Genomic DNA, 23,453 nt, shown 5'->3' with positions numbered 1-23,453 from the left:
AAATGGCGGCACATAAGCGCCGCCATTTTCTAGTATAGTCCCGTCATTCGCTCAGGCGTCGAAGAAGGCCACCACTTCCTTGGATTGGGCTTCCAGCGATTTGCGCATCTTGGTCAAGGCCGCAGCTTCCAACTGGCGCACGCGCTCTTTGGACAGCTTCAATTCCTCGCCAAGGCTTTCGAGGGTGCGGGGCTGATCCAACAACTTACGTTCCCGAATGATGAAGCGTTCGCGGTCATTCAGCATGCTCATCGCATTAAGCAGCCATTGGCGTAGCTTTTCGCGATCACGCGATTGCTCAACCGCTTCCGAGGCCTGCTCGGCATCATCTTCAAGGGTTTCGATCCATTCGCGCCCCTCATCATCCGAGGATTGCGTCGCATTGAGCGAATAATCCGAACCCGAAAGACGCCCTTCCATCATTTCCACATCATGCAGCGGCACGCCAACCTCTGTGGCAATCATCTGGCGCAGCTGGTGCTTGTCCAACCGCTCGCCCGAGGCTTGGGCCTCACGCTCAAGGCGGGCTTGAACGCGGCGCAGATTAAAAAACAGAGATTTCTGCGAGGAAGTCGACCCAGTGCGCACCATGGACCAATTGCGCATCACATAGTCTTGGATTGAGGCCTTGATCCACCAGACCGCATAGGTCGAAAAACGTACCCCACGATCGGGGTCGAATTTATCAGCGGCCTTCATCAGGCCCAGACCCGCCTCCTGAATGAGGTCATTCATCGGCGCGCCATAGCGCTTGAACTTTGATGCCATCGAGATCGCAAGCCGCATATAGGCAGTAATCAGCCTGTGTAATGCGGCCTCGTCCCGATGATCGCGCCACGCATAGGCGAGGCGAAGTTCGGTTTCTGCATCCAGTAACTCGGCTTTCATTGCACGGCGCGAAAGCGAGTGGTCACTACTCATATCCAAAGCCATTTTGAACCCCCCAAGGTCGGCGATGTTCTTGGCCCGCGTGATTTGCGGTTCTATGAGTATTACGGAGCGACTATTGAGTTGGATCACTTTCAGGAGAAAATTAACTTGGCCCTTCCCGCAATAACCCTCGTCATCGGTGGCGCGTCTTCGGGCAAATCGGCTTTTGCCGAAGCCATGGTGCATGACAGTGGTCTCGCCAAAACCTATCTCGCAACGGCGCAAGCCTTTGACGATGAGATGAAAGCCAAGATCGAGGCACATCGCGAAGCGCGCGCAGGCTTTGGCTGGCGCACGGTCGAGACGCCGCTGGAGCTGGCAAAGGAATTGGCGCAGCTTGATAGCGACGAGGTGGCCTTGGTGGATTGCGCCAGCCTCTGGCTGAGCAATATCATGTTCGCGACCCGCAACTGGGAAGGCGAGGCCGAAGAATTATGCGAAGTTTTGGAGTTGATGCCCAACCCCGCTGTCATTGTCACCAATGAGGTCGGGCATGGAATTGTACCCGAGAATAAACTCGCCCGCGAATTTCGCGATGCGCATGGTCAACTCAACCAGATTTTGGCCGCACAGGCTGATTTGGTGGTTTTGGTGATTGCTGGCTTGCCGATGGTGCTCAAAGGCAATCTGCCCGAAGGCTTCGGCCCATGGTAACACGCTGGTTCTGGGTGCGGCATGGCCCGACCCATCAAAAGGCCTTCACAGGGTGGCGCGATGTCCCCGCCGATTTGTCAGATAGTGCTGCGATTGAACGTTTGAACGCGTTTCTGCCAGCCGAGGCACTGATTATTTCCTCGGATTTGGATCGCGCGGTCACGACCGCTGATAGGTTGTCTCAAGGGCGCAATCGTTTGCCGCATGACCCCGATATCCGCGAGTTTGATTTCGGCATATGGGATGGGCTGCATTTCACCCAAGTGGCTGAGCGCGACCCCGATCTGTCCCGCAGTTTTTGGGAGAATCCTGGCGATATCGCAGCCCCCGAGGGCGAAAGCTGGAACGCAGTGGAACGCCGCACCTCCGCCGTGGTTGACCGACTTATGGCCACGCATAAACCCCGCGATATCATCGCAGTGGCCCATATGGGCACGATCATGACCCAGATTGCGCGCGCAGGAAATATGACGCCCTATAAAGCGCTCGGGCATGTCGTGGACCCGCTTTCGGTAACCTGCCTGATCCATGAAAACGAAAATTGGCGGATCGAGCGGGTCAATCACCTTCCCTGATCCTATCCATCAGAAAACGAGATTTGCGCTGCTTGAAAGTTTTGGGTTTTATCAGGGCGCGCAGTTCTCAAAGGAATTTTTTAAATGACGTATAAATTATTGATTGGCCAAAAATCCTACTCCAGTTGGTCTTTGCGCGGATGGTTGCCTTTCGCGATATTCGACATCCCTGTCGAGGTCAGCTCGGCCGTGATCTATTCTGACGCATTCGCCGATGATGTCACAGCTTTTGGGGCATTTGACCGATCGCAACCCACTGCCCCCCGCAATTCCGGGTGAGGTGGTTGAGGCGCAAAGCACCAAATGCATGTCTGAGGTGCGCGGGCAGGAACGGGCCAAGCGCGCCTTGGAGATCGCGGCGGCAGGGCGGCATCATTTCCTGATGGTCGGCTCTCCCGGGTCGGGGAAATCCATGCTGGCCGCCCGCTTGGCGGGACTTCTACCTGATCTCACCGCGGCCGAGGCGCTTGAGACATCCATGATCCATTCCTTGGCAGGGCTGATCTCGCAAGGCGGGATATCCCGAACGCGCCCCTACCGTGCGCCGCATCACACCGCGTCGATGGCCGCCATTGTCGGCGGCGGGCGCGGCGCGAAACCTGGGGAAATCAGCCTTGCCCATAACGGCATTTTATTTCTGGACGAGTTTCCCGAATACCCGCGCACCGTGCTCGAAACCCTGCGCCAACCGATCGAGACGGGGGATGTGGTTGTGGCGCGCGCCAATGCCCATGTCACCTATCCCTGTCGTTTCCTGCTGATTGCGGCGGCCAATCCGTGCAAATGCGGGTATCTCTATGATGCCAATCAGGCTTGCGGGCGCGCGCCGATTTGTGGCGGCGACTATCTCGGTCGGATTTCTGGCCCCTTGATGGATCGATTTGACCTGCGTCTTGAGGTGCCGCCTGTGAGCTATCTTGATCTGGATTTGCCAGCAGGCGGTGAAACCTCGGCGCAGATTGCCCAAAGGGTGAAGGCCGCACGCGATATCCAGAGCGCGCGTTTCGCGAAATTGGGCGTGTCCGCGCGGGTAAACGCCGATGCCGAAGGCAAGCTGCTCGACCAGATCGCCATGCCAGATGCAGAGGGAAAGGCCTTTCTTGCGCGGGCCGCAGAAAAGCTGAACCTGACTGCGCGCGGCTATCATCGGGTCATGCGGGTGGCGCGCACGATTACCGATCTCGAGGGGCAAGAAAATGTGGGGGCAGATCAGATCGCCGAGGCCGTCAGCTACCGCCTCATCGGCGCATCGAACTAGCGGCGTTCGCGGCGCAAATCAGCCCTCACCACGGCGGCGCGCTTCGATCCGTTCCCAGATCATGGCGGCCACATTGATGCCATCAAAGCGCTCAAGCTCCTGAATACCAGTTGGTGAGGTGACATTGATCTCGGTCAGGTAATCGCCAATCACGTCGATTCCGACAAAAATCTGGCCCTTCTCACGCAATAATGGCCCGATCCGCGCGCAAATCTCATGCTCGCGCTCGGTCAGGCCAATTTTCTCGGCGCGCCCTCCGACATGCATATTCGAGCGGGTTTCGCCCGCGGCAGGCACGCGGTTGATCGCTCCGACGGGTTCGCCATCAACAAGGATGATCCGCTTATCCCCTGAGGAGACATCGGGCAGAAATTTCTGCCCGATCAATGGCTCGCGGTTCATGCCCGTGAAAAGCTCATGCAGCGAATTCAGGTTGCGGTCATTTGGATCGAGGCGGAACACACCTGCTCCGCCATTGCCGTAAAGCGGCTTGAGAATGATATCGCCATGTTTCTCGCGGAAGGCTTTGATTGTGCCGAGATCGCGCGCGATTGTGGTTGGCGGGGTCAAATCTGGGAAGTCGAGGACCAGCAGTTTTTCGGGGTAGTTGCGAACCCAGAAAGGATCGTTCACGACCAAAGTGTCGGGGTGAATACGCTCAAGAATATGAGTTGTCGTGATATAGCCCATATCGAATGGGGGGTCTTGGCGGAGCCAGACCACATCCCAATCGGCCAGATCAATCTCGGTCTCGGCCCCAAGGCTGAAATGGTCACCCTTGACACGGCGAACTTCCAACGGCCATCCGCGTGCCGTTACCCGACCCTCTGAATAAGCGAGCTTGTCAGGCGTATAATAGAAAAGCTCATGCCCACGGCTCTGCGCCTCTTCGGCAAGCCGAAATGTGCTATCCGCTTCAATATCAACTGGACCGATAGGGTCCATCTGGATCGCGACCTTGAGGGGCATATGCATTCTCCCGTTTTGCGTGCTCTAGACTACATGGCCCGCGACGCGAGGGAGTTCAATGCCGCAGCATCACCCTTGAATGGCATTCTCGCAAATATCGATCTGGCCGATATTGTTCACCAGGGCCACGTCAAAGCGGCAGGCCGTATTCAGACCTGTTGCCAATCGGCCAAGATAATCCTCGGCACTTGAATAAATGCGTTTGATCTGGCGGGCAGTTAGACTCTCGGCTGCGGCTGCAAAACTGCGCGCCTTTTTCACTTCTACAAAGACCACTTCACCGTCTTTTTGCGCCACAAGATCAATCTCGCCCAATGGGCCGCGCCAGCGTCGAGACAGTATTTGATGGCCGCGCCGTAGATAGTCTTCGGCGACTTGGTCTTCGGCGGCCAATCCCGCGAGGTAAGATACCTGCCCAGTCATTCCTCATCCTCCAAAGCCAAACCCATTTGATACACATCCCGCCGCGCCAGTCCGTATTCGGCCGCGACCTCAGCGGCTGCATCTTTCAGGCGCAATCGCCCCATCGCATCACGAAGGGCGGTCGCGACCTCGACTTCGTCCGCCTCACGCGCTGAGGCGCGATCAATCACCAAGACAATCTCGCCCTTGAGGCTGCGAGACGCGATCGCTTCTTGGATGTCATGCAATGTGCCGCGCAGGATTTCCTCGAATCGTTTTGTCAGTTCACGGCAGATCGCAATCTGCCTGTCATGTTCCATCACATCGCATAAAGCATCTAACAAACCATGAATGCGCTTTGGGCTTTCATACAATATCACCGTCGCCTCGACATTTGTGACCTCTTTAAGCCAAGTCCGCCGCGCGCCTTTTGATGTTGGCGCAAAGCCTGCAAAAAGAAATTTGTCGCTGGGCAAGCCAGAAACCGCCAAAGCTGCCAGAACGGCCGAAGCGCCGGGCGCGGAGAATACATCAAGACCCTCCGAGATCACGGCGCGGCCCAGTGGAAAACCGGGATCGGCGACCAAAGGCGTGCCTGCCTCAGACACATAAGCGACCGATTTTCCCTCTTTGAGTGCTGCGATCAGTCTTGGCCGCACTGCTGGCCCGTTATGGTCGTGATACGCGACAAGCGGTCTGTCGCCGAGTGGCACGCCATGTATCTCCATCAGATGGCGCGCAGTGCGGGTATCTTCGGCGGCGATCACATCGGCGGATGCAAGAATATCCAATGCCCGCAAGGTGATATCGCGTGCCGAGCCGATAGGTGTCGCAACAAAATACAGCCCCGGAACAAGCGTGGTTTTTTGCGCAGCCCCTGAGGTATTGCGTGTCGCTGGAGAGGCATCTGGGCTGTTATTCATCGAATGATCCATTGGTGGCGTTTACTTGGTGACGGTGAAGCTTTAGGTTTTGCCCATCGAATTTGAACTGCCCCTTTGATGTGCCCCTAGGAGACGTATTGATGATCTTCGCTTTGTCAGCGCTGCGCAAGTCGTGGCAGATATCCTTGCTCATTTTTGCGGGCTTTGTTTTGTCCGCCTGTCAAATGGGCGGGACGACAGGGTCGACTGGCCCGCGTGTCGGCCAAACGGTGCAGGTGGCGATGTTGCTGCCCTATGGCTCACCCAATGCAGGCGATGATCTTGTCGCCCGAAGCCTTGAGAATGCCGCGCGGCTCGCCATGGGGGATGTGCAAGGCGTTACGGTCAATCTGACGGTCTACCCGACAGCCGCGGATGCAGCACAAGCGGCAACGGTGGCACAGCAAGCGGTTTCGGAAGGGGCGGATGTGATTATCGGGCCGCTCCGCTCGGATGCGGCGGCCGCTGTCGGGGTGGCTGTTGCGCGCAATAATATCAATGTTTTGAGCCTGTCCAATAATACCGAGATCGCGGGTGGCAATGTATTTGTGCTGGGGCATACCTTTGCCAATACAGCGCGCCGTATGGTTGGGTACACAACCCTGCAAGGCCGCAACCGCTTTGTGATCCTGCATGCCCGCAACCTTGCAGGCGAAATTGCACGCGACGCAGTGCGCGATGCGGTGGCCAGCTCGGGCGCTATTTTGACAGGCGAGGTTGGATATGAATTCAGCCAAGCAGGCGTTGTCGGGGCATTGGAGGCTGTGTCCTCAACAGTGCAAGCGGGCGATGCAAATGCGCTTGTTCTGACATCGGACGCAACAGGGGCCTTGCCGCTTTTTGCGCAGCTGTTGCCGGAGAACGGGCTCGATACCGAAGCCACACGTTTTGTTGGCCTGACCCGTTGGGACACGCCGCCTGCGACTTTGGAAATTGCGGGCCTTCAAGGTGGATGGTTCGCCATTCCCGATCCGAATGCAGATGCGGCCTTCAGGGCACGGTATAGCACGGCTTATGGCGAAACTGCCCATGTGCTTGCGCCAATCGGCTATGACGCAATGCGTGCCGTTGTTGAAACGGCTGCAACCCAAGGAAGACTTGGCGGAGCGGAATTGACGAGTTCCTCTGGCTTTAGGGGAGCCAACGGAGTATTCCGCCTGATAGCAGACGGTACAAATGAACGCGCCATGGCCGTCATTCAGGTGCAAGAAAATCAGATGGTAGTCGTTGACCCCGCCCCAGGTATCCTTGGAAGTGCCGGTTTCTGAACAGAACCCCAGCCTCCCCCTCATCCCATCCACGCCGGGCGAATTGATTTGCCCGGCTGATGCTATTTTTGACGAAGAGGCCATGGCCTCTGCGATCGATGCCTCGATTGCCGATGAAACAGATCCTTCGAAAATTCGCGCAGCGGTCGTGCAGGTCTTGTCGCAGGCACAAAAGGATGGCCGCCAAGCGATAGAGGAGGCGTTCTCGGTCACCCCGCTTTCGGCACGGCGTGTCACGCGCGCCTATACATTGCTGACCGATGGCCTTGTGCGCCAAGTGCTGCGCGTGGCGGTTGAAAAGCTTCACCGCAATCCCAACCCGACCGAGGGCCAGCGCATGGCTGTGATGGCTGTGGGCGGATATGGTCGGGGTGAAATGGCGCCGCATTCGGATGTGGACCTGCTTTTCCTAACGCCTTGGAAGGTCACGGGCTGGGTCGAATCCGTGATCGAGTCGAGCCTTTATATGCTGTGGGATTTGCGGCTGAAGGTGGGTCATTCCAGCCGCACGATCAAGGAATGCCTGCGCTTAGGCCGAGAGGATTTCACGATCCGCACAGCGCTTCTCGAGATGCGGTTTCTGACCGGCAATGAAGCACTTGGTGAGGAGCTGCGGGCAGCGCTTGAGAAGGATCTGTTCTCAGGCACAGTTTCGGAATTCATCGAGGCCAAGCTGGAAGAACGATCAGACCGGCATAAAAAACAGGGCGGCCAGCGCTATATGCTGGAGCCCAATGTCAAAGAGGGCAAAGGCGGTTTGCGCGATCTGCAAACCCTCTATTGGATCGCGAAATACCAGCATGGTGTGGCGCGTGCCGAAGAATTGGTGGGCCTCGATGTTTTCACCCGCGAGGAGTTCGATACTTTCGACGCGGCCGAGCGGTTCTTGTGGTCGGTGCGGTGTCATTTACACATCCTTGGAGGGCGCGCGCAGGATATCTTGAGCTTTGACATGCAGGTGCAGGTGGCCGAGCGGATGGGCTATGTCGATTATGGCGGACGCCGTGGGGTCGAGCATTTCATGCAGGATTATTTCCGCCATGCCACGCGCGTTGGCGAATTGACCCGCATTTTCCTGACAGCCCTCGAAGCCAGCCATATCAAGCGCGCGCCTGCGATCCTTGGCTTTTTGCGCGGGCGCTCGCGGCGCAAGAAGGTCAAGGCGGGTTATGACGTCAAACAGAACCGTCTGACCGTGGCGGATGAGGCTGAGTTCCTATCGGATAAGGTCAATTTACTGCGCATTTTCGAGGAGGCCTTGCGCACGGGGTATCTGTTGCACCCCGATGCGATGCGGATGATCGCCAGCAATCTGGACCTGATTGATGACGATATGCGGCGCGACCCCGAGGCCAATCGCATTTTCCTCAATCTGATGCTGAAAAACGGCAATCCCGAGCGCGCTTTGCGGCGCATGAATGAATTGAATGTTCTGGGGGCTTTCATCCCCGAATTTGCCTCGATCGTCGCGATGATGCAGTTCAACATGTATCACAGCTATACCGTGGATGAGCATACCATTCAGGTGATCTCGACCTTGGCGCAGATCGAGCGCGGCGAATTGGTTGAGGAATTGCCCGTTGCCAGCCGTGTTCTGGATCAGGGGGTGAACCGCAAGGTGCTTTTCGTGGCCAGCCTGCTGCATGATATCGGCAAGGGCCGCAAGGAAGACCACTCCATTCTGGGCGCACGCATGGCGCGTTCGATTTGCCCGAGATTGGGGCTCAAGCCTGATGAATGCGAAACGGTGGAATGGCTCGTGCGCTATCACCTGTTGATGTCGGATATGGCGCAAAAGCGCGATATCGCCGATCCACGCACCGTTAGGGACTTCGCGAAAGCCGTAAAGACCAAGGCGCGGCTTGATCTGCTGACGGTTTTGACAGTGTGCGATATTCGCGGTGTCGGGCCGAATGTCTGGAACAATTGGAAGGCCACGCTGTTGCGGGGGCTTTACCGTGGCACGGCTGATGCGCTTGAAACGGGATTGGAAGATATCAATCGCGACAAATTGGAGGGCGAGGGCAAGAAGGCCTTGCGCTCGCAGTTGGCCGATTGGCCCAAGCCCGCACTCAAGACCGAGATCGACCGCCATTACGGGCCCTATTGGCAAGGGCTTGATCTGGCCAGCCATGTAACCTTTGCAAATATGCTGCGCGAAATCTCGGAAAATGAAATCCGTGTTGATACGCGTTTGGACAGTGACCGCGACGCAACCCGCGTCTGTTTCGCTTTGGCCGATCATCCGGGCATTTTCAGCCGTCTGGCGGGCGCTCTCAGCCTTGTTGGGGCCAATGTTGTTGATGCGCGCACTTATACATCCAAGGATGGCTATGCCACGGCGGTGTTCTGGGTGCAGGATGCGGATGGCAACCCCTTTGAAGAGGCCCGTTTGCCCCGCCTGAAATCCATGATCGACAAGATCCTTGCGGGCGAGGTCGTGACCTCGGTTGCGCTGGAAGGGCGCGACAAGATCAAGAAGCGCGAACGCCCCTTCGAGGTGGCAACCAATATCACCTTCGATAATGAAGGCTCGGAGATTTACACGATTATCGAGGTGGATACCCGCGACCGTCCGGGGCTGCTTTATGATCTGGCGCGCACGCTTGCCAATAATAACATCTATATCGCCAGCGCCGTGATCGCGACCTATGGGGTTCAGGTGGTCGATACCTTCTATGTGAAAGACATGTTCGGATTGAAACTCCATGCGAGCGCGCGGCAGGAAAGCCTAGAGCGCAAGCTGCGTGACGCGATTGCGCGCGTGGCGGAACGGGCGGGGGGCTGAACGGATGGCAGCGCGCCCGATCCGATTGGCATCGAGCTTTTTGACCGTTGGGGTCTGGACCCTGCTCAGCCGTGTGTTCGGGTTTGCCCGCGATATCATGATCGCGCTGTTTTTGGGGGCAGGCCCAGTGGCCGAGGCGTTTCTGGTGGCCTTTTCCTTGCCCAATATGTTCCGCCGCTTCTTCGCTGAAGGTGCGATGAACACGGCCTTTGTGCCGCTTTATGCCAAAAAACTGGAAGGGCAGGAAAACGCGAGTGAGTTCGCAAGGGATGCGTTTTCGGGGCTGGCCTCGATCCTGATTGTCTTCACCCTGATTGCGCAGCTTGCCATGCCGTGGCTGGTTTTCGCCATGGCCTCAGGCTTTGTGGGGGATGCGCGTTTTGATCTGGCGGTCAGCTATGGCCGTATTGCCTTTGCCTATATTCTGTTCATTTCGCTGGCAGCGCTTGCCTCGGGCGTTTTGAATGCATCGGGGCGGTTTGCGGCGGCTGCCGCCGCCCCTGTTTTGTTGAATGTCATCCTTGTGGCAGCACTCTATGCGGGCCACCTGATGGTGTCGTCGGGCGATGTCGCCAATGCGCAGGAAGTGCAGGGTTTGATCCTTGCTTGGGGTGTGCCGATTGCAGGTGTTGCGCAGCTTGTCTTGCTTTGGGTCGCGGCGGCACGGGCAGGGGTCAGGCTGATCCCGCGTCGCCCGCGTCTGACACCAGAGATCAAACGTCTCGCGATGATTGCTGCACCTGCCATGCTGGCGGGTGGCGTGATGCAGATCAACCTGCTGGTTGGCCGCCAAGTGGCCAGTTTCTTTGATGGTGCGATTGCGTGGCTCAGCTATGCCGACAGGCTTTATCAATTGCCCTTGGGGGTTGTCGGGATCGCAATCGGTGTGGTTCTGCTGCCAGAGCTATCACGCCGTTTGCGCGCCGAAGACGCAACAGGTGGGCGTGATGCGCTCAGCCGCGCAGGCGAGATTTCCATGGCGCTAACCCTGCCTGCCGCGGTGGCCCTCATCGTGATCTCGGTGCCTTTGGTATCGGTGCTGTTTCAACGCGGGGCTTTCGGGGCAGATGATACGGCGGAAACGGCCCTTGCACTTGCTGTCTATGGGGCGGGCCTGCCCGCTTTTGTGATGCAGAAGGTTCTGCAGCCCCTATATTTCGCCCGCGAAGATACCAAATCCCCGTTCCGCTTTGCCGTGGTGGCAATGGTTGTGAATGCGGCGGTGGCCATTGGTCTGGCCTTTGTGCTGGGATTTGTGGGCGCGGCCATTGGCACAACTGTTGCGGCTTGGGTCATGGTTTGGCTGTTGCGGCGGGGGGTAAAGCCCATGGGCGAGGTGGCGCAATTTGATGCACGCTATCGCAGGCGTTTGTGGCGGATCGCGTTTGCTGCAATCGGAATGGGGGGCGTGCTATGGGCTGCAGGTCTGGTCTTGGGGCCAAGCCTTGGCACCGAAGGCTGGCGCTATCTTGCATTGGTCCTTTTGGTGGGGCTTGGGCTTCTCAGCTACTATCTTTTCGGGCGTCTGCTGGGGGCCTTCAACCTTTCTGAGATTCGTGGTGCTTTGCGCCGTTGATCCGCTTTAGCGCTTAATTATTCTCGTGCTTTTTCCCGACGCGGGCTAGGTTTTTCCCAAAGGCAGTGGGGAGGTTTATTGGTGAGATTTCTGGTTCTTCAGGTTTTATGTGCGTGTCTGGCCTTTTCTGCCTCAGCTCAGGGAACGGTTCAGGATGTGCTGCGCCAGATTTCCGATCGCGCGCCTGATGTCATCTTTCTGGGCGAAATTCACGACAACCCGACCCATCATCGCAACCAGCATGAGATTGCACTGGCCCTTGCGCCAAGCGCCCTTATCTTTGAGATGATCACGGCTGAGAGCGCTGGTGATGTTGCGACAACCCTTGCGCAGGGTGGTCGTGATGGTCTGCGCGCCATGTTGGATTGGGACAATTCCGGCTGGCCCGATTTCGAGTTTTACGCCCCCCTTTTCGAGATGGCCGCGGATGCTGAGATTTACGGGGCATGGGTGGACCGCGATAGCGCGCGGGCGGCTTTTGATCTTGGGGCGGCGCAAGCTTTTGACGGGGATGCCGCGCGGTTTGGTTTGGACCAGCCGCTGCCGCCTGAAGAACAAGCCACACGTGAGGCCGAGCAAATGGCCGCCCATTGTGACGCGCTTCCCGCTGATATCCTGCCCGCTTTCGTTGAGGCGCAACGCCTGCGCGATGCGGAGCTGGCCGCCCGCGTGTTGGAGGCGCTGGATACGGTCGGTGGGCCAGTTCTGGTGATCACGGGCAATGGCCATGCGCGTCGCTATATCGGCGCGCCGCGCCTTTTGCGCTTTGCCGCACCGACGGTTTCCGTGTTCAGCCTTGGCCAGACAGAAGACGGGCGCGTGCCAGATGCGGCACTTTATGATGCATGGCTGAGTGCCACAGCGCCCGAGCGTGGCGACCCTTGCGCGGTCTTCCGATAGGCGCATTTCGGCATTGCCCCGCATTGCTCCCGCCCCTAACCTAGCCGCAGGAAAAGGGACAACTGGCCATGCTCAGCGGCAAACGCATTCTTCTGATCATCGGCGGTGGCATTGCCGCTTATAAATCGCTCGATCTGATCCGCCGTCTGCGTGATCAGGGTGCGCAAGTGACGCCAGTTCTGACCCGCGCCTCCGAGGAATTTGTCACGCCGCTTTCGGTTTCGGCACTGGCCGCGCAAAAGGTCTATCGCGATTTGTTCGATCTGACCGATGAGGCCGAGATGGGCCATATCGAATTGTCCCGCGCCGCTGATCTGGTCGTGGTGGCACCTGCCACTGCGGATTTGATGGCAAAGATGGCCAGCGGGCTGGCCAATGATCTGGCCTCCACGCTGTTGATGGCGACAGACAAGCGGGTGCTGATTGCCCCCTCCATGAATGTGCGCATGTGGGAGCATCCCGCCACGCAGCGCAATCTGGCCTGTTTGCAGGGTGATGGTGTTCTGGTGGTCGGCCCTGATGAAGGGAATATGGCTTGTGGTGAATTCGGCCCCGGTCGGATGGCCGAGGTGCCTGCAATTATAGATTCCGTTGATGCCGCTCTGGGGAATGGGCCGCTGAAGGGAAAGCATGTTCTGGTGACCTCTGGCCCCACGCATGAGCCGATTGATCCAGTGCGCTATATCGCCAACCGCTCGTCTGGGGCGCAGGGCACGGCATTGGCCGAGGCGTTGCGCGATCTGGGCGCACGGGTGAGTTTTGTGACAGGCCCTGCCACGGTCGCGCCCCCCATTGGTGTTGAGGTGATCAAGGTGGAAACCGCGCATGAGATGGCCGAGGCGGTTGAGGCAGCTTTGCCTGCGGATGCGGCAGTTTTTGCTGCCGCTGTTGCAGATTGGCGCGTCGAGAATGCAACTGACAAGAAGATGAAAAAAGACGGCAGCGGCAAGGCGCCAGCTTTGGCTTTCGCCGAGAACCCCGATATTCTGGCGGCTGTCGCGCAACGCGCCTCCAACCGCCCTGATCTGGTTGTGGGCTTTGCGGCCGAGACCAATGATGTGGTCGAGAATGCAACCGCCAAGCGTTTGCGCAAAGGCTGTGACTGGATCATTGCCAATGATGTCTCGCCCGAGACGGGGATTATGGGCGGGGACGAGAATAAGGTCATATTGGTCAATGATGCAGGGGCCGAGGAATGGCCGCGCCTGTCAAAAGCGGAAACTGCCCGCAGATTGGCCCTGCGGATTTCCGAGGCGATTTGAGTAAAAGTGCTGGACCCTGCGCGGGTTCGGCATAGCTCTTTTTTGAGTATTTATGGGATAGAGAAGAGAGCCAGAATGCGCATCACATTGCATATGACGCATGAAGATTGGGCCGATCAGGCGCTCGGTCTTCCCAGCTACGCAACGCATGGGGCGGCGGGCGCGGATTTGCGCGCGAATTTCCCATCCGAGAAGCGGGCAGCGGGGATTGTTCTTGCGCCATTGGAGCGGAAGCTGGTTCCCACGGGTTTGCGGGTTGCGATCCCCGAGGGGTATGAGATGCAAATCCGCCCTCGCTCGGGGCTGGCTTTGAAACATGGAATATCGATTCCGAATGCGCCTGGGACGGTGGATAGCGATTATCGCGGCCCGCTTGGGGTGATTTTGATCAATCTCGGGGCAGAGCCTTTTCATATCCAGCATGGTGATAGGGTTGCGCAAGCCGTGATCGCGCCTGTTGTGCAGGCGGGTTTCGAGCGGGTTGATGTTTTGGAGGATACCGCGCGCGGAGGCGGTGGTTTTGGCTCAACGGGTCGCAGCTGATGGTGTTGATCGCAATCATTGCAGGGGCGATCTGGGGGTTGGGGCATCTGATGAAGGCGCCTGTTCAAGCGCGGCTCTATATGCTGGGGCTGCTTTATCTGGCGATTTTGGCGCTGCATGTCGTCTTGCCCGAGGGGCATCCGCTTTTGGAGAGCACGGGTGGCTCGCTTGGGGAATGGCTGCTTTTGGGCGTATTGGGCAGTGTGTTTCTGGGGTATCGCACGGTGTTGCGGCGGGTGCGCGGCAGGGCCGAAACGATTGAAGCCGCGCGGGATGCTGCGGTGGAGCCGCGCGCGCGCGGGCTGTTTTCGGATCAGGAATTGGAGCGCTATGCCCGCCATATCACCTTGCCCGATATTGGCGGACGGGGGCAGCGGGCGCTGAAGGAGGCCAAGGTGTTGGTCGTGGGGGCAGGGGGTTTGGGCTCGCCCATTCTGCTGTATCTTGCGGCGGCGGGTGTCGGGCGGATCGGGGTTATTGATGCCGATCATGTGAGCCTGTCGAACCTGCAAAGGCAGGTGATCCATACCGATGCGCGCCAAGATATGCCCAAGGTTTTTTCTGCCGAGATGTCGATGAAAGCGTTGAACCCGGGTGTTGAGATCCGCCCCTATAATCGCGCTTTGAGCGAGGACATCGCCGAAGACCTGATCGGTGAATATGATCTGGTGTTGGATGGCACGGATACATGGGAGGCGCGCGCCTTGATCAACTGCGCCGCTGTGGCGACGGGGCGGCCTGTTCTGGCCGGCGCCATCTCGGCTTGGGAAGGGCAGGTGACCTTGTATGACCCCGCGGCTGGCGCGCCTTGTATGGCCTGCGTCTTTCCGCAAGCCCCCAACCCCAGCATGGCCGCGACCTGTTCCGAGACAGGCGTGATCGGGGCTTTGCCCGGTGTGGTGGGCACAATGATGGCCTTGGAGGCTGTAAAAAGCCTGACGGGTGCTGGCGAGGGCTTGCGTGGGCGGATGCTGATTTATGATGGCTTGAATGCCGAGACGCGCATCCTGACGCTCAAGCGTAAGGCCGATTGCCCTGTCTGCGGTGATATCTGAGCGGAATAGGGTCGTATTTTTGGAAAGATGAAGGAGCGGGCCTCGCAAGATGGGTGGTCTGGCTCTATCTCTGGGGAGAAGGAGATTTGACCCAATGACAAACCCGCTTTTGCAAGACTGGCAAACCCCGTTTGAACTGCCCCCTTTCGAGCAGATCACGGATGAGGATTTTGGACCTGCGATGGATGCAGCCCTTGAAGAGGCGCGCGCGAAGATCAAGGTGATTGCGGAACAGGCGGACACTCCGAGTTTTGCCAATACGATTGAGGCTTTGGAACAGGCGGATGGCTTGTTGGACCGCGTGGCGGGGGTGTTTTTCAATTTGGCGGGGGCAGACTCGACGCCTGCGCGCGAAGCTTTGCAGCGTGAGTTTGCGCCGAAGTTTTCGGCCTTTTCCTCCGAGATCACCAATAATGAGACGCTTTGGGCGCGGATTGATGATGTATGGCAGCGCAAGGACAGCCTTGGCTTGAGCGCGGAGCAGGAGCGGGTGCTATACCTGACGCATCGCAGCTTTGTACGGTCAGGCGCTGCACTAAAAGGTGAGGCGCGCAGCCAGTTGACCGATGTGAAGGGCCGATTGGCGGTGTTGGGGACGCAGTTCACGCAAAACCTTTTGGCGGATGAGCGCAGTTGGTTCATGGAACTTGAACCCGCTGATCTGGAGGGCCTGCCTGATTTCGTCGTGGCGTCAGCCCATGCCGCTGGCAAGGAAAAAGCGGTGGATGGCCCAGTTGTGACTTTGTCACGGTCTTTGATCGTGCCGTTTTTGCAGTTTTCCCCAAGGCGTGATTTGCGTGAGCGGGCCTTCAAGGATTGGGCCGCGCGCGGTGCCAATGGTGGGGAGACGGATAACCGCGAGATCGCGGCCGAGACGCTGGCCTTGCGCGAGGCTCGCGCGAAGCTTTTGGGGTATCCGAATTTTGCCGCCTATAAACTCGAGACCGAAATGGCAGGCCGACCCGAGGCTGTGCGTGATCTCTTGATGCAGGTTTGGGAGCCTGCAAAAGCCCAAGCCGAGGCGGATGCCGATGTGCTGACATCCATGATGCATGCGGATGGGATCAATGGCGATCTTGAGCCATGGGATTGGCGCTATTACTCCGAGAAACGCCGCAAGGCCGAGCATGATCTGGATGAGGCAGCCCTCAAACCCTATCTGCAACTTGATGCGATGATTGAGGCGAGCTTTGATTGTGCAGGACGCCTCTTTGGTCTGGAATTCCGCCCCTTGGATGTCACCCTTTACCATGAAGATGCGCGTGCATGGGAGGTGACGCGGGGCGGTGAGCATGTGGCGGTGTTTATCGGGGATTATTTCGCGCGAGGCTCCAAACGGTCGGGCGCGTGGTGTTCGGCGATGCGCAGTCAGAAAAAGCTTGGCGGCGAGACGCGCCCGATCGTGGTGAATGTATGCAATTTCGCCAAAGGGGATCCTGCGCTTCTATCCTATGATGATGCGCGCACCCTGTTTCACGAATTTGGTCATGCGCTGCATCAGATGCTCTCGGATGTGACCTATGGCTCGATCTCGGGCACCTCTGTGGCGCGGGATTTCGTGGAGCTTCCGAGCCAGCTTTATGAGCATTGGCTGGAAGTGCCCGAGGTTCTGGAAAAGCATGCCCGCCATGCGGAAACAGGCGCACCAATGCCGGCCGATTTGCTGGAGCGGCTTTTGGCGGCGCAGACCTATGATATGGGGTTTGCAACCGTCGAATATGTGGCCTCGGCCCTTGTTGATCTGGATTTCCATGACGGGGCCGCCCCAAGTGATCCGATGGCCGCCCAAGCCGAGACTTTGGCGCGTATTGGGATGCCCAAGGCAATCACCATGCGCCATGCGACGCCGCAATTTGCGCATGTCTTTGCGGGTGATGGATATTCCTCGGGCTATTACAGTTATATGTGGTCGGAGGTTATGGATGCCGATGCCTTTGCCGCCTTTGAGGAAGCGGGTGGCGCGTTTGACCCTGAGATGGCCAAGAAGCTTGAGACATTCATTCTGTCAGCGGGCGGCAGCCAAGAGGCAGACGCGCTTTATACCGCGTTTCGCGGGCGCATGCCCGGTGTCGAGGCGCTGTTGAAAGGGCGTGGCTTGGATAAGGTGGCGTGAGGGGCAGGCGTTATTCGAAGACTTCGTCTGGCTCCACGCCCCAGATCGCTGTTTTGGGCACCCAGCCCGAATAGCCGCCAACTTCCATCAGGCACCACTCGATCTGGCATTCGGCCAGCCGACCGATCACGCCGCGCTCGACTTGGGCGCGGGGCGATCCATCGGCGCTGGGGCGGTGGCGCAACTCGACCAGATCGACCTCCACGATTGCGGAGCGCGCGCCTGACAGCAACGCGTAATGCATCCAGCCGCCTGCACCATCACGATCCACAACGCGCCGCCAATGGCCATGCTCGGCTACGACCATCATTGGCATGCTGCGGCGCTGGAAGACCCAATCGATCCGATGGCTTCGCGAAGGGCCGCGCCTTGCATTGCCCGTGGAGGCATCAAGCGAGACAAAGCGGGGAATTGGGTAGCCTGTGACGGGGCCAACCCGCCGCTCGGGCGTGGCCATGGAGGCCACTGCGATATCAATGGGCGATGGCTCGGAGGCGGAGGTTTCAGGCCGTTGTTGGGGGGCGGTCGATGACACATCTTGCGCCATGGCCGAGACAGCCATCACACCCAAAACACCCGCCAGAACCATAAGGTACACGCGCTGCATTCTACTCTACCGCCTACAAATCCCGCGCGGCGTTTTTCCACCGCGTCCTAAATCTTTCATAGTCGCAGGCGCGCCTTCTTCTTGCACCTCGCCTGCGGATCAGAGAGTGTCATGAACAACGGCAAAATGCTAGCGAGGGAGAACGCGACATGCCAGGACAGCGCTTGAGTGTTGTCGTTACGCGACGGTTGCCCGAGGCGGTCGAGACGCGGATGAGCGAGCTTTTCAATGTCGAGCTTAATTCCGATGACCGCAAGATGAGCAAGGCGGAGCTTGTTTCGGCCATGCAGCGTGCGGATGTCTTGGTGCCTTGTATCACCGATACCATTGATGCGGGCATGCTGGGGCAGGCGGGTGAGCGGCTCAAACTGATTGCCAATTACGGGGCAGGGATCGATCACATCGATGTGGCCACCGCGCGCCAGCGTGGGGTTCTGGTTACCAATACCCCTGATGTGATGACGGATGATACGGCTGATATGACGATGGCTTTGATGCTGTCGGTCTTGCGCCGCGTGCCTGAAGGCATGTCCGTGATGCAGGGCGGCCGCTGGTCGGGGTGGGAACCCACGGCCTTTATGGGCGGGCGTATCGGCGGCAAACGTTTGGGCATTCTGGGGATGGGGCGCATCGGGCAGGCGGTTGCGCGCCGTGCATCCGCCTTTGGCATGCAGGTCCATTATCACAACCGCCGCCGCCTTCATGACGAGATCGAGAGCGCGCTGGAGGCCACCTATTGGGAAAGCCTTGATCAGATGCTGGCGCGGATCGATGTCTTGTCGATCAATTGCCCGCATACGCCTTCAACCTTCCATTTGATGAATGCGCGTCGGTTGAAACTGATGAAGCCCTCAGCGGTGATCGTGAATACATCGCGCGGGGAAGTGATTGATGAAAACGCATTGACGCGGATGCTGCGCGCCTCTGAATTGGCGGGTGCGGGCCTTGATGTGTTCGAGCATGGCCATGAGATCAATCCCCGTCTGCGCGAATTGCCCAATGCGGTTTTGCTGCCTCATATGGGCTCAGCCACTTTGGAGGGACGTGTGGAGATGGGCGAGAAGGTATTGATCAATATCAAGACCTTTGATGATGGCCATAGGCCGCCCGATCTGGTCTTGCCATCCATGTTGTAAAGGCGCTGCCAAGGGCGGAATGAGACCGCGTGCCTGTCGATGTCGTTTTCCAGCCGATATGCGTCGGGCGGGTGGGGCTTGGCGGGCCTCTCTCTGGCATGACAAGATCACGTCACATCCCTCTGCCGGAGCTCTGAGTCCCCGATGAAAACCAATGTAAAAGCCCTTGTCGTTGGCGGCGGTGCCGTTGGCACCTCGATCGCCTATCACCTTGCACGTGCGGGTTGGGAAGATGTGATGCTTCTGGAACGTGACGAGCTGACCTCGGGCTCGACATGGCACGCAGCGGGGCTGCTGCCCTTGTTCAATATGGGCTATGCCACGACCCATATTCATGACTATTCGGTCAAGTTCTACAAAACCCTCGAGGAAGAAACAGGCCTGAATGCAGGCTTTGCCGTGGTGGGCAATTTGCGGATGGCCCAAACCCAAGAGCGTATGGATGAATATATGCTCTATGCCTCCACCGCCGAGACCGTGGGCATTCCCTATGAATGGATGACGCCAGACGAGATCAAACAGCGCTGGCCCTTGGTGCGCACCGAAGATTTGAAAGGCGCGATCTACCACCCGACCGATGGCTATATTAACCCAGCCGATGTGACCCAAGCCATGGCCAAAGGTGCCCGTCAGCGCGGTGTCACCGTTGAGCGGAAATGGCAGGTTGATGGCTATCACTGGACGGGTGAGGCATGGGAGGTCACCGTCACCAAGATGGTCGAGAAGGGCGGCAACCTGATCCCGTCTGACGAGCAGCAAGTGATCACAGCCGAGCATGTCGTGACCGCAACAGGCAACCACGCGCAACGCACCGCGCGGCTTTTGGGGATCAAGATCCCCGCCATCCCCGTTGAGCATCAGTTTATCGTCACAGAGCCTGACCCTGCCTTGGTCGAGTATCGCAATTCGGGCCAGCCTGAGCATCCTGTTCTGCGCGATGCTGATGCGAAATGGTATGTGCGCGAGGAACGCGGCGGCTGGATCCTTGGCCCCTATGAGCGCAACGCGCCTGCGCGCTTCCTCTATGATGTGCCCGAAAGTTTCCGCGCCGATCTCTTCCCGCTCGATCTGGATCGGATCGAGGAAGAATATATGTCCATGATCCACCGCATCCCGTCTTCCGAGACGGTGGGTTTGAAGGACGATTATAACGGCCCGATCTGCTATACGCCTGATGGCAATCCGCTTGTCGGCCCCGCACCGGGCTTGCGCAATATGTGGCTGGCTGAAGGGTTCTCCTTTGGCATCACGGCGGCGGGTGGCACGGGCTATTACCTTGCGCAATTGATGGTCGAGGGTGAGGCCGAGATCGACATGGCCTCGCTTGATCCCAAGCGCTATGGCAGCTGGATGACCACAGAATATGCCGCGCGCAAGAATGAAGAATGCTATGAGCATGTCTATATTCTGCACCACCCCGATGAAGAACGCGAAGCCTGCCGCCCCTTGCGCACGGCCCCTGCCTATGACCGCCAAAAGGCGCTTGGTGCGCAATTTGGCTGTGTGAATGGTTGGGAACGCCCGAATTACTACGGCCCCAAAGATGCGCCTGAAAGCTTCGATCATGACAGCCGCAGCTTCCGCCGTGGCGCTTGGTGGGACTATGCCAAGAATGAGGCGCAAGCGATCCGCGAAGGTGCGGGTTTGATCGATGCCACAGCCTTTACCAAACATCTGGTGCGCGGTCCGGGCGCCACGGATTTCCTTGACCACTTTACCTGCAACAAACTGCCCAAGGTGGGTCGGATCAATCTGACCTACGCGCTGACGGCACATGGCACAACGCGCACCGAATACACGATCGTGCGCTTGGCCGAGAATGAATACTACCTTGTCTCCGCAGGGGCGTGGACCGCTTATGACGCCGATTTCCTGATGAAAGCGGCCGAAGATTTCATGGGCGAGGGGGGTGGTTATATCGACATCCATGATGTCACGACGCAATGGGGCGTTTTTGCGATCGCAGGTCCGAAAACCCGCGATATCCTAAATGAATTGGTCAAGGATGCCGAGCCCGAAACCGTGCTCAGCAACAAGCGGTTCCCATGGCTTTCCATGCGCAATATCGAGTTGGGCATGTGCCCTGTGCGTGCGATCCGCGTGGCCTATACGGGCGAATTGGGTTGGGAATTGCACCACCCCATCGAGATGCAGGGCTACCTCTGGGACCAGCTTTTGGCAGCGGGCGAAAAGCATGGGCTAAAGCTTGTGGGTGCGCGGGCGCAGAACTGGCTACGACAGGAGAAATCCTATCGCGCCTTTGGCACCGAACTTGGCCGCGACGCGACCCCGCTTGAGGCAGGTCTGGATCGTTTCATCGATTTGGAAAAAGACTTCCACGGCAAAGAGGCGATGCTGGAAACGGGCATTCGTTCCAAATGCGTGACGCTTCTGATCGACGGCCCCGAGGATGCCGACCCATGGGGACGCGAGGCGCTCTATGACGGCGAGACCAAGGTTGGGCGTCTGACCTCGGGCGGGTATTCGGTGCATTTCGGCAAGCAGATCGGCATGGGCTATGTCAGGCCTGATCTGGCGGTTACTGGCACGAAGTTGAAAGTTCGGATGCAGACCAAACTCTGGGATGCCGAGGTGGTTGAAGACAGCCCCTATGATCCGAGCAATGCGTCCATCCGCGTGAATGGTTAAGACCTGTTAGCTCGGCTTTTCGAAGGCAAGCATCAGGTTATTGGCAGGCATCTCGAGGCGGGTCAGCCGCGCAAGGCCCGCCGCGTTCAGGTGGGCCTCGATATTGCTGACATCCTTATAGCCGATCATCGGGTCCTGCGCGCGTAGGCTGGCATCGAAGGCCGCATCGCCTTCGCTGGTGGCGATCCCGTCGCGCAGGAACGGCCCGTAAATAAAGGCCACCCCGCCAGTGGCCAAAGCCTGCCCGATCTCGTTCAGAATGACACCTGCTTCGCTGTCCGAGATCAGATGCAGCAGGTTCACAATCAAGATCACGTCAAAAGGGTCATGCCTTTGCGCCCAACCCGATTGGGCCGCATCGAGGTGTTGAGGCGGCAGGATATTGGGCAGCCCCTCGGCCTCTACCCATGCTTTGATCGAGACCAGCCGCTGCGCGTCCAGATCGGTGGGGTGCCACTCGATATCTGGCATTACTGCTGCCAGATGGATCACATGCTCGCCCGTGCCCGAAGCAATCTCCAAGGCACGTCCTTGGTGCGGGGCATGCGCTTTCATGGCATGGGCGATGCTCTCGCGATTTCGCAGGGCTGAGGGGGCAGACATCCGTCCGTCCGTCTCGGGCTGCGGGGCATCGGGCAGGTTTAGCGTGCGGCTCATGCGAAGCGCGCGGGCGACAGCCCCGCCACGACCTCTGGCGCAAGCTCGGAGGTGCGCTCAGCCACGATATCGGCCAAAAGCTGGCTGCCTGCGGGGGCTGTCTGGAATCCGTAGCCGCCTTGCCCTGCGAACCATAAGAAAGACGGATCATCATTGGCCCGCCCGATCACCAAAGCCCTGTCGGGCGCAAAGGTGCGCAAGCCCGCCCAAGTCGAGGTGATGCGCGTGACCTCTTCTGTCACACATTCCTGATAGCGCGCGATCCCCTCGGCCAAGACCATATCATCGGCCCATGCATCATGCGGGGCATCGACGGGGTCTTCCTCAGCAGGAGAGACGATCCAAGCGCCTGCATCGGGTTTGGCATACCAAGCCTCGCCTGCGCCGATCAGCATGGGCCAGCCGCTGACGTCATGACCACCGGGCGCAGGCATCCGCGCCATGGAGCGGCGCAAAGGCGAAAATCCGGGGCTTGCAACACCTGCCATCTGCGCGATTTCATTGACCCAAGCGCCTGCCGCATTAACCAGCATGCGCGCGGTGTATTGGCCTGTCTTGGCCGTAACCTGCCAAAGCGCGCCATCCTTGGAGATTGCGCTGACCTCAGCGCTACTAAGGATCTCGGCCCCGTTGCCACGCGCTTCTTTGACAAAATTTTGGATCAGCAAATCAGTGTCGATATCCCAAGACGCATGATGATGGGCGGCATGGGTCACATGATCGGGGTTGAGGATCGGCACCATGGCGATCGCTTCATCCACCGTGATCTCGTTGAGATGCATGGTCTTCACATCGCGTGCGAATTGCGCGCTATCCTCGGCACCGCCCAGAAACATCAAACCACGCGGGCTCAGCACGCCGCCATTGACGCTCATGTGATAGTCTTTCGAGGCCTTGTTCAGCTCGACCGTGACGGGATGTCCGTAATTGGCCTCGAACAAAGCCGCCGAGCGGCCCGAGGCGTGATAGGCCAAGGCAGGCTCGGCCTCGAGCAGAAGAACCGTCCCCAAATGCGAAAGCCGCGCCGCCGCAGATGTGCCAGCAATGCCGCCGCCGATAATTATGAAATCATAAGTCATGCTGGAACTGCTGCATGCTGGCGGGGGGAGTTTCAAGGGGGCAAACCCAACATTCGTGTCACGGCAGCGAAGGGCTGGTCTTGAGGTCAGAATGACGGATGCAGCGACT

General features: G+C 58.5%; 19 protein-coding genes and 1 pseudogene. 13 read left to right on the top strand and 7 right to left on the bottom strand.

Annotated features, from left to right (window positions below):
- Positions 1-51 precede the first annotated feature (51 nt).
- Entirely contained in the window at positions 52-933 is an 882-nt protein-coding gene (locus ACTYEO_RS03890) for an RNA polymerase factor sigma-32 (protein ID WP_449322403.1), read from the bottom strand.
- Between ACTYEO_RS03890 and cobU the strand changes: the two genes are divergently transcribed.
- The 3 genes and pseudogenes from cobU to ACTYEO_RS03875 form a co-directional block, all read left to right on the top strand.
- Positions 907-1,584 carry a bifunctional adenosylcobinamide kinase/adenosylcobinamide-phosphate guanylyltransferase gene (gene cobU, locus ACTYEO_RS03885; protein WP_449322402.1) on the top strand — a complete coding sequence of 226 codons (678 nt, stop codon included), beginning with the start codon at positions 907-909 and terminating at the stop codon, positions 1,582-1,584. The genes ACTYEO_RS03890 and cobU overlap by 27 nt on opposite strands.
- Positions 1,578-2,159, top strand: coding sequence for a histidine phosphatase family protein (locus ACTYEO_RS03880; RefSeq protein ID WP_449322401.1), 582 nt, complete (start codon positions 1,578-1,580; stop codon positions 2,157-2,159). Before cobU ends, ACTYEO_RS03880 begins: the two co-directional genes overlap by 7 nt.
- Positions 2,160-2,409: 250 nt before the next feature.
- Positions 2,410-3,417, top strand: a pseudogene (locus tag ACTYEO_RS03875) (YifB family Mg chelatase-like AAA ATPase); the annotation flags it as partial.
- Positions 3,418-3,435: 18 nt separating this feature from the next.
- Here ACTYEO_RS03875 and gshB read toward each other — a convergent pair.
- From gshB to rsmI, 3 genes are all read right to left on the bottom strand, one after another.
- Positions 3,436-4,386 (bottom strand): glutathione synthase, encoded by a 951-nt coding sequence (gshB, locus tag ACTYEO_RS03870; protein WP_449322656.1) that lies wholly within the window; start codon positions 4,384-4,386, stop codon positions 3,436-3,438.
- Between the two features lie 69 nt (positions 4,387-4,455).
- Complete coding sequence (locus ACTYEO_RS03865; protein WP_449322400.1) at positions 4,456-4,809, bottom strand: YraN family protein; 354 nt, start codon at positions 4,807-4,809, stop codon at positions 4,456-4,458.
- Positions 4,806-5,711 carry a 16S rRNA (cytidine(1402)-2'-O)-methyltransferase gene (rsmI, locus tag ACTYEO_RS03860; protein WP_449322399.1) on the bottom strand — a complete coding sequence of 302 codons (906 nt, stop codon included), beginning with the start codon at positions 5,709-5,711 and terminating at the stop codon, positions 4,806-4,808. Before rsmI ends, ACTYEO_RS03865 begins: the two co-directional genes overlap by 4 nt.
- A 101-nt stretch (positions 5,712-5,812) precedes the next feature.
- On the opposite strand from rsmI, the gene ACTYEO_RS03855 reads away from it, so the two are divergent.
- The 8 genes from ACTYEO_RS03855 (at position 5,813) to ACTYEO_RS03820 (ending at position 17,216) form a co-directional block, all read left to right on the top strand.
- Positions 5,813-6,979 carry a penicillin-binding protein activator gene (locus ACTYEO_RS03855; RefSeq protein WP_449322398.1) on the top strand — a complete coding sequence of 389 codons (1,167 nt, stop codon included), beginning with the start codon at positions 5,813-5,815 and terminating at the stop codon, positions 6,977-6,979.
- A complete protein-coding gene (locus tag ACTYEO_RS03850; protein ID WP_449322397.1) occupies positions 6,939-9,767 on the top strand; it encodes a [protein-PII] uridylyltransferase in 2,829 nt (942 codons plus the stop codon). The genes ACTYEO_RS03855 and ACTYEO_RS03850 overlap by 41 nt, the downstream gene beginning before the upstream one ends.
- Positions 9,768-9,771: 4 nt before the next feature.
- Positions 9,772-11,343 carry a murein biosynthesis integral membrane protein MurJ gene (gene murJ, locus ACTYEO_RS03845; RefSeq protein WP_449322396.1) on the top strand — a complete coding sequence of 524 codons (1,572 nt, stop codon included), beginning with the start codon at positions 9,772-9,774 and terminating at the stop codon, positions 11,341-11,343.
- Between the two features lie 81 nt (positions 11,344-11,424).
- Complete coding sequence (locus ACTYEO_RS03840; protein ID WP_449322395.1) at positions 11,425-12,243, top strand: ChaN family lipoprotein; 819 nt, start codon at positions 11,425-11,427, stop codon at positions 12,241-12,243.
- A gap of 68 nt (positions 12,244-12,311) precedes the next feature.
- Positions 12,312-13,505 carry a bifunctional phosphopantothenoylcysteine decarboxylase/phosphopantothenate--cysteine ligase CoaBC gene (coaBC, locus tag ACTYEO_RS03835; RefSeq protein ID WP_449322394.1) on the top strand — a complete coding sequence of 398 codons (1,194 nt, stop codon included), beginning with the start codon at positions 12,312-12,314 and terminating at the stop codon, positions 13,503-13,505.
- Positions 13,506-13,580: 75 nt separating this feature from the next.
- A complete protein-coding gene (gene dut, locus ACTYEO_RS03830) occupies positions 13,581-14,048 on the top strand; it encodes a dUTP diphosphatase (protein WP_449322393.1) in 468 nt (155 codons plus the stop codon).
- Complete coding sequence (locus ACTYEO_RS03825) at positions 14,048-15,103, top strand: HesA/MoeB/ThiF family protein (protein WP_449322392.1); 1,056 nt, start codon at positions 14,048-14,050, stop codon at positions 15,101-15,103. The genes dut and ACTYEO_RS03825 overlap by 1 nt, the downstream gene beginning before the upstream one ends.
- A gap of 94 nt (positions 15,104-15,197) precedes the next feature.
- Entirely contained in the window at positions 15,198-17,216 is a 2,019-nt protein-coding gene (locus tag ACTYEO_RS03820) for a M3 family metallopeptidase (RefSeq protein ID WP_449322391.1), read from the top strand.
- 10 nt (positions 17,217-17,226) lie between these two features.
- Here ACTYEO_RS03820 and ACTYEO_RS03815 read toward each other — a convergent pair whose 3' ends face one another.
- On the bottom strand, positions 17,227-17,823 hold the full coding sequence (locus ACTYEO_RS03815; RefSeq protein ID WP_449322390.1) for an SH3 domain-containing protein: 597 nt from the start codon (positions 17,821-17,823) through the stop codon (positions 17,227-17,229).
- Between the two features lie 149 nt (positions 17,824-17,972).
- Between ACTYEO_RS03815 and ACTYEO_RS03810 the strand changes: the two genes are divergently transcribed.
- Together ACTYEO_RS03810 and ACTYEO_RS03805 are read left to right on the top strand one after the other, a co-directional pair.
- Positions 17,973-18,959: a 2-hydroxyacid dehydrogenase gene (locus tag ACTYEO_RS03810; protein WP_449322389.1), complete on the top strand. Its 987-nt coding sequence runs from the start codon at positions 17,973-17,975 to the stop codon at positions 18,957-18,959.
- Positions 18,960-19,103: 144 nt separating this feature from the next.
- Entirely contained in the window at positions 19,104-21,608 is a 2,505-nt protein-coding gene (locus tag ACTYEO_RS03805; RefSeq protein WP_449322388.1) for a GcvT family protein, read from the top strand.
- Positions 21,609-21,614: 6 nt separating this feature from the next.
- Here the strand turns inward: ACTYEO_RS03805 and ACTYEO_RS03800 are convergent, their stop codons facing one another.
- Positions 21,615-22,265, bottom strand: a complete 651-nt coding sequence (locus ACTYEO_RS03800; protein ID WP_449322387.1) for a DUF938 domain-containing protein — start codon at positions 22,263-22,265, stop codon at positions 21,615-21,617.
- Entirely contained in the window at positions 22,262-23,344 is a 1,083-nt protein-coding gene (locus ACTYEO_RS03795; protein WP_449322386.1) for an NAD(P)/FAD-dependent oxidoreductase, read from the bottom strand. The genes ACTYEO_RS03800 and ACTYEO_RS03795 overlap by 4 nt, the downstream gene beginning before the upstream one ends.
- Positions 23,345-23,453 lie beyond the last annotated feature (109 nt).

This window comes from Rhodophyticola sp. SM2404, from assembly GCF_053570515.1.
The sequence above is the reverse complement of the archived record's forward strand: the minus strand, read 5'-3'. Positions and strand labels throughout refer to the sequence as shown.

Coding starts and splice junctions, on each gene's coding strand:
- ACTYEO_RS03820 (WP_449322391.1), top strand. CDS start 15,198: ATGACAAACCCGCTTTTGCAAGACTGGCAAACCCCGTTTGAACTGCCC.
- coaBC (WP_449322394.1), top strand. CDS start 12,312: ATGCTCAGCGGCAAACGCATTCTTCTGATCATCGGCGGTGGCATTGCC.
- ACTYEO_RS03800 (WP_449322387.1), bottom strand. CDS start 22,265: ATGAGCCGCACGCTAAACCTGCCCGATGCCCCGCAGCCCGAGACGGAC.
- ACTYEO_RS03810 (WP_449322389.1), top strand. CDS start 17,973: ATGCCAGGACAGCGCTTGAGTGTTGTCGTTACGCGACGGTTGCCCGAG.
- murJ (WP_449322396.1), top strand. CDS start 9,772: ATGGCAGCGCGCCCGATCCGATTGGCATCGAGCTTTTTGACCGTTGGG.
- gshB (WP_449322656.1), bottom strand. CDS start 4,386: ATGCCCCTCAAGGTCGCGATCCAGATGGACCCTATCGGTCCAGTTGAT.
- rsmI (WP_449322399.1), bottom strand. CDS start 5,711: ATGAATAACAGCCCAGATGCCTCTCCAGCGACACGCAATACCTCAGGG.
- ACTYEO_RS03825 (WP_449322392.1), top strand. CDS start 14,048: ATGGTGTTGATCGCAATCATTGCAGGGGCGATCTGGGGGTTGGGGCAT.
- ACTYEO_RS03880 (WP_449322401.1), top strand. CDS start 1,578: ATGGTAACACGCTGGTTCTGGGTGCGGCATGGCCCGACCCATCAAAAG.
- ACTYEO_RS03795 (WP_449322386.1), bottom strand. CDS start 23,344: ATGACTTATGATTTCATAATTATCGGCGGCGGCATTGCTGGCACATCT.
- ACTYEO_RS03805 (WP_449322388.1), top strand. CDS start 19,104: ATGAAAACCAATGTAAAAGCCCTTGTCGTTGGCGGCGGTGCCGTTGGC.
- dut (WP_449322393.1), top strand. CDS start 13,581: ATGCGCATCACATTGCATATGACGCATGAAGATTGGGCCGATCAGGCG.
- ACTYEO_RS03815 (WP_449322390.1), bottom strand. CDS start 17,823: ATGCAGCGCGTGTACCTTATGGTTCTGGCGGGTGTTTTGGGTGTGATG.
- ACTYEO_RS03890 (WP_449322403.1), bottom strand. CDS start 933: ATGGCTTTGGATATGAGTAGTGACCACTCGCTTTCGCGCCGTGCAATG.
- ACTYEO_RS03855 (WP_449322398.1), top strand. CDS start 5,813: ATGATCTTCGCTTTGTCAGCGCTGCGCAAGTCGTGGCAGATATCCTTG.
- ACTYEO_RS03865 (WP_449322400.1), bottom strand. CDS start 4,809: ATGACTGGGCAGGTATCTTACCTCGCGGGATTGGCCGCCGAAGACCAA.